This window comes from Planktotalea sp., assembly GCF_049680325.1.
Lineage (GTDB): Bacteria > Pseudomonadota > Alphaproteobacteria > Rhodobacterales > Rhodobacteraceae > Planktotalea.
On sequence record NZ_JBAUHO010000058.1, the window covers coordinates 1 to 2,694 of the forward strand.

Consider the following 2,694-nt stretch of genomic DNA (forward strand, 5'->3'; position numbering starts at 1 on the left):
CCATCTGCGTAGCCAATTTCCCAAGGACACCATCGACTCAAAGCCGAGTTGGCAGTTGCAAGATAAAGGCTATCCGTCCGGTCTGACTGCCCTGCCTGCGCGAAGGAGTGGGTGATAGTGTCCACCATCGATAGTGGACATCTTGAGGTTGGTGATGGCGGGGAAGAAGGGGCTGAAGAAGCGGTTCTGGTCGGATGACGAGAAGCGGTCGATTTGCGCGCAGACGTTGACGCCAGGCGTTTCGGTCGCACAGGTCGCTCGGCGTTATTCGATGAACGCGAACCTGATTTTCAAATGGCTGAAGGATCCCCGGTTCGCGTCTGCGGAGGGTGGGTTATCGCCCGAGGAGGGCATCGCTCTTGAAGGCGTTTTCCTGCCAGTCGAGATTGAAACGCCCGCGCTGGAAAGCCCCACCGCTCCCGCGCCAATGACCGATATGGCGGCCGATCCTCGGCCTACTGTTTTAGCGCAGCGCGTGGATATCGCGCTGTCGGACGGGCGGCGCATTCTGGTGGAAGGCCCGACGTCGCTGGCATCGGTCGTGGGCTTGGTGCAGGGGCTGACGGCATGATCCCGGTGCCGAGCAACACGCGGGTTTGGCTGGCGGCAGGTGTCACGGATATGCGCCGAGGTTTCAACACGCTGGCTGCACAAACGGAGAAGCTGCTGGCCGAGGACCCGTATTCTGGCCATCTGTTTGTCTTCCGTGGCCGTCGAGGAGATCTGCTAAAAATCATTTGGTGGGATACGCAGGGCGCATGCCTGTTCATGAAACGCCTCGAGAAAGGGCGGTTTGTCTGGCCTTCGGCCAAGGACGGCAAAATCTGCGTCACGGCTGCGCAACTGTCGATGCTTCTGGAAGGAATTGACTGGCGGATGCCTGCGCGAACATGGCGACCATTGCAGGCCGGATGAGTCAATAAAACAATGGTTTATGCGCATTTTGTGTTCTATTCAGGAGGCTGTTTGGATATAAAATACGCATGCGCGCGACGTTCAAATCCCTGCCCGAAGACCCCACTGAACTGCGCGCAGTCAGCGAGCTGATGGCGGCCGAAATCAAGGCGCAGGCCTATCAGATCGAGAAGCTGAAGAAGGAACTGGCGGGACATCGCAAGGCCCGTTTTGGTAGCAAATCCGAGACCATGGATCAGCTGGCCTTCGACCTTCAGGAAGATACCGAAATTGCGGCGGCCTCCGAGGCGCAAAAGACAGCTCCCGAAACTGTTACTGATCAAGAGGCTCCTGCCAAACGCACCCACAATCGCGCCCCGCTACCCGATCATCTTGAGCGACAGGAAGAAATCCTGTCGCCGGGTGACGCCTGCGGCGATTGCGGTGGTGCGCTCAAGCAGCTCGGCGAGGACGTGACAGAAGAGCTGGAATACGTCCCCGGCCACTTCGTGGTGAAACGGATCGTTCGGCCTCGCATGGCCTGCACCTGTTGTGACGCGTTTGCTCAGGCCGAACTGCCCTCACGCCCGATCACCCGCGGGCGTCCGGGTCCCGGCCTGTTGGCCCATGTTCTGGTCGGCAAGTATTGTGATCACCTCCCGCTCTATCGCCAGTCTGAAATCTATGCCCGTGACAAGGTTGACCTGCACCGTTCCACGCTGACCGATTGGGTGGGGCGATCAACGGCGCTGGTGGAGCCACTTGCCGTCCATATCGGCAAACTGGTCCGGGCAGGGCCAGCCCTGTTCGCCGATGATACGCCCGTCAAGATGCAGGCCAAAGGAAAGGCGCAAACAGCGCGCCTGTGGAGCTATGTGCGCGATGAACGTCCGTGGTGCGGGCAAACGCCGCCCTGCGTGTGGTATCAGTTCAGCGTGGACCGGAAGGGCGAACACCCCTCATCCCATCTCAAGGGATATAAGGGCGTGATCCATGCAGACGGCTTCACTGGGTTCAACGGCTTGTTCGGGGCAGATCGCGCCAGTGAGCAGGCCTGCATGGTCCATGTGCGCCGTAAGTTTGTCGATGTCTACGAAAGCGAAGGCTCTGCCATCGCCGAGGAAACGATCAAGCGCATCGCCGCCCTCTATGCCGTGGAAAAAGAAGCGCGCTATCAGCCCATTGATGCGCGCGTTGTCCTGCGGCAGGCAAAGGCAAAACCGGTCTTTGATGACCTCGAGGCGTGGCTCTCGCTGCAATTGCCCAAGATCTCCGGCAAATCAACCCTGGCAGCGGCCATCCGCTATGCGCTCGGCCGCATGCCAAAGGCGCGGGCATATCTCGAAGATGGCAAGCTGGAGCTTGATAACAATATCTGTGAGCGCTCAATCAGACCGGTAACTCTGGGACGCAAAAATTATCTGTTCATGGGATCAAAAGGCGGCGGTGACGCTGCTGCCATTGCCTATACCCTCATTGAGACCTGCCGAATGAACAGTGTCGATCCAGAAGCCTGGCTGCGTTGGGTTCTGTCGCGTGTCGCAGATCACAAAATGCCCCACATCGATGAACTGATGCCTTGGAACTGGACCGCAGAATAGGTCAACGCCAGTCAGACCGGACGGATACAAAGCGGTGTCACAAACGGTCGTTTTCGCCGGTGCCACAAACGTTGGGTTTTGTCCGGCACTCGCGAGCGTGAACAACTGACCGACCGCATAGAGAGTTTGCAGGAGATGCTGACCGATGAGAAGTCTGTACGCCGCCAGCTTACGGCACTTTTGACGGATCAAAGAGAGA

Annotated in this window: 3 protein-coding genes; all 3 read left to right on the plus strand. The window is 58.5% G+C overall.

The window, feature by feature from the left end; translation table 11 throughout:
* The first annotated feature begins 154 nt into the window (after nucleotides 1–154).
* The 3 genes from tnpA (at nucleotide 155) to tnpC (ending at nucleotide 2,495) form a co-directional block, all read left to right on the plus strand.
* On the plus strand, nucleotides 155–571 hold the full coding sequence (tnpA, locus tag WBC85_RS02375; protein ID WP_424433077.1) for an IS66-like element accessory protein TnpA: 417 nt from the start codon (nucleotides 155–157) through the stop codon (nucleotides 569–571).
* Nucleotides 568–915, plus strand: coding sequence for an IS66 family insertion sequence element accessory protein TnpB (gene tnpB / locus WBC85_RS02380; RefSeq protein ID WP_424433078.1), 348 nt, complete (start codon nucleotides 568–570; stop codon nucleotides 913–915). Before tnpA ends, tnpB begins: the two co-directional genes overlap by 4 nt.
* A 68-nt stretch (nucleotides 916–983) precedes the next feature.
* Nucleotides 984–2,495: an IS66 family transposase gene (gene tnpC / locus WBC85_RS02385; protein ID WP_424433079.1), complete on the plus strand. Its 1,512-nt coding sequence runs from the start codon at nucleotides 984–986 to the stop codon at nucleotides 2,493–2,495.
* The last annotated feature ends 199 nt before the right edge of the window (nucleotides 2,496–2,694 follow it).